Origin of the sequence: Desulfonatronospira sp., from assembly GCA_003563255.1 — a bacterium.
Taxonomy (GTDB): domain Bacteria; phylum Desulfobacterota; class Desulfovibrionia; order Desulfovibrionales; family Desulfonatronovibrionaceae; genus Desulfonatronospira.
On sequence record PWSL01000487.1, the window covers coordinates 1 to 2765 of the forward strand.

2 protein-coding genes and 1 pseudogene are annotated in these 2765 nt (G+C 55.9%); 2 read left to right on the forward strand and 1 reads right to left on the reverse strand.

Annotated features, from left to right (window positions below):
* Together QZP87_RS14305 and thiL are read left to right on the forward strand one after the other, a co-directional pair.
* Window positions 1-410 (forward strand): annotated as a pseudogene (locus QZP87_RS14305) (ATP-dependent helicase); the annotation flags it as partial.
* A gap of 123 nt (window positions 411-533) precedes the next feature.
* Window positions 534-1481 carry a thiamine-phosphate kinase gene (thiL, locus tag QZP87_RS14310; protein WP_291323601.1) on the forward strand — a complete coding sequence of 316 codons (948 nt, stop codon included), beginning with the start codon at window positions 534-536 and terminating at the stop codon, window positions 1479-1481.
* Between the two features lie 67 nt (window positions 1482-1548).
* On the opposite strand, the gene QZP87_RS14315 is transcribed toward thiL, so the two are convergent.
* Window positions 1549-2765 (reverse strand): (Fe-S)-binding protein (locus tag QZP87_RS14315; RefSeq protein WP_291323602.1); only part of this gene is annotated, 1217 nt, incomplete at its 5' end.

Genomic DNA, 2765 nt, shown 5'->3' on the forward strand with positions numbered 1-2765 from the left:
AGGAGCAAAGGCTTTTATACGTGGCCTGCACCCGGGCCAGGGATTACCTGGGACTTTTTGTGCCTCAGAGCATCTACCAGCGAAGCACCGGCTTCAACCAGCGGGTCTGGCCCAGTCCCTTTGTGCGGGAAATTGATACGTCTTTGTACAGCAAGGTGAAAGAGCAGGCCGGAATTTTCTCCGGGGCAAAAAAGAATCCGCAAGGTGATGGGCCGCTGCCGGGGGAGGTAAGCCCCCGGTCCAGCAGGCGCAGTCAGACGTCAGCTGTGCCGGCTGGGGGGTACTGCCGGCACAAGGTCTTCGGCCGGGGCAAGGTGGTCCAGGCCCTGCCGCCCAACAAGTACAAGGTCAATTTCCCCGGGGTGGGGCTCAAGACCATAAGCGGTGACTACCTGAATTTTGAAGAATAATCGTAACTGTTCACCTTAATGATTATGACCTTTAGTGGTCCGGAAATTCGGCCCCTGGCTTTTCGGCCGCAGGTTCTGAATAGTTACGAATAATCCAAATAATCCATAAACCAACCATTGCTTATGCTTAAATCCGAAGATCATTTTCTGGAAATAGTCAACAGCCTTTTCCCCAGGGAGCATCCGCACATGGTGGTGGGCAGGGGTGACGACTGTGCAGTTCTCAAGTGTCCTGCAAGCCTGTGCATGAGCAGTGATCTCTTCCTGGAGGACGTACACTTCAGAACCAGGTATTTCACCCCGGAAGACATCGGGCACAAGGCCCTGGCGGTGAACTTAAGCGACCTGGCGGCGGGCGGGGCCAGGCCCCTGGGCTTCAACCTCAATCTCATCTGGCCGGTATACCTGGACGAGGAATTCTGCAGAAGCATGCTGTCTTCAATGGCTGAGCTGGGGGCAAAGTTCAAGCTGGCCCTCACCGGAGGGGACTTGAGCTTCGGCAAATCCCTGGGTCTTGCCGTGTGCATCTGGGGAAAAAGCCCTGCCAGACAGATGCTAAGAGGTAAAGCAGAGCCCGGGGACGTACTTTTTGTCGTGGGCAAGGCAGGCCTGGCGGCATGCGGGCTCAGCCTGCTGGAGGAAAACGATCCCGGACTGGACAGGTATCCGGAATGCGTGGCTCAACACCTGAGACCCAGGCCCCTGGTGCGCGAGGGGCAGGTATTGGCCGGGATAGAGGAGGTCAAGGGTCTTATGGACGTCTCCGACGGCCTGGCCCGGGACCTGCCCAGGTTCTGCAGGCGGGGAACCGGGGTGGAGATCTGTTCGGATTTCAGGGTTCATCCTGAGGTTGCATCTTTCTGCCGGGACAGAGGCCTTGATCCTCTGGCCACGGCGCTCAAGGGAGGGGAGGATTACGCCCTGCTGGGAGCGTGTACACGTAAGGGGTGGGATACGGTCAAAAAAAAGGTGATGGACTGCAGGAGGCTGGGAACAGTTACGGATAAGCCGGGTATATTCCTGCAGGACAGGGAGCTTGGCCTCAAGGGCTTTGATCATTTTGAAAAGTAACGGCCTGCACAGTTCGCACAGGCCGTTACTGATTTAATTGCTGCGAAATAATCAGGTGCAGCGCATATTATTCGTCTGGCGGCAGAGAACATTCGTTTATGCCGCATTCGCTCAGGCTGGCATCCAGGTAAGCCCTTTCATCAGGACCGAGGATGCCCATGGACAGGGCCATGACTGTCCACAGGTGAACACATTCGTAGCCTCCTTCAAAGTGGTGGGAGAGGTCGTGTACCTGGGAGTGGCAGTTGTGACATGGTGTAATCACATATTTAGCCCCGGTTTCCATGATCTGGTCGTGTTTGACCTTGCCGTAGCTCTGACGGGCTGACTTCAGACCAGCTTGAAGGAATCCACCGCCTCCGCCGCAGCAGAAGTTGTTGGATTTGTTGGGCCAGGTGTCCACGAAGTTTTCTTCGCCCACGCAGGCCTTGAGCACGTAACGCATATCATCGGCAATGGAGTCGCCGAAGGTTTTGCGCACCATGTTGCAGGGGTCCTGTACTGTGAACTTGATCTTGAGGTCCTTGTTCCAGTCCGAGGAAAGCTTGATCCTGCCTTCCCTGACCCAGTCGGCATAGAGCCGGATTATGGATTCGATTTTGAATTTGTGAGGAATGTTGAACTTTTCCAGTCCGAACCGGACTGCGTAGAGTTCATGCCCTCACTCCGTGTTGAGCCAGTATTCACAGCCCAGGGCGTCTACGGCCTCGGCCTTTATGCGAACAATTTTTTCCCACTCAGCATCGTTGGCTGCGAACATACAGTAGTTTTCCGCGGCCCAGCCGGCTCGGCCATAAGTCCAGTCTGCCCCTGCCTCGTGCATGATTTTCCATAAGGGAACCATTTCGTCGTGTTCTGTCATGGGCTCGCGGGAGTTCTGGTTGAGAAAATACTTGGCCCCCTTACGGTCAAAAGTGACCTGCAGGTCCTTGTATCCGCGCTGCTGACTGCGGACCTGCTCCAGGGTTTCTTCCACGGCCTCGACGAAATCTTCTGAGGTTGCTCCCATGGAACTGGTGGCATCGTCGATCATGGCCGCTTTACAGGATTGCACGATTCCCCTTGGCTTTTTTTCCTCGGGCCAGGTTTTGCGGGCCTGGAAAACAAGCTGGGGGATATTGATCTGCATGGGACATGCATGAACACACCTGGTGCACATGGTGCACATCCAGACCCAGGGGGTGGAGGTTACTTCTTCATCCATGCCCAGGGCTGCCATGCGCAGGAACTTCCTGGGATCCATTCCTTCCAGCCCGGTGGCCGGGCAGCCGGAAGAGCAGGCTC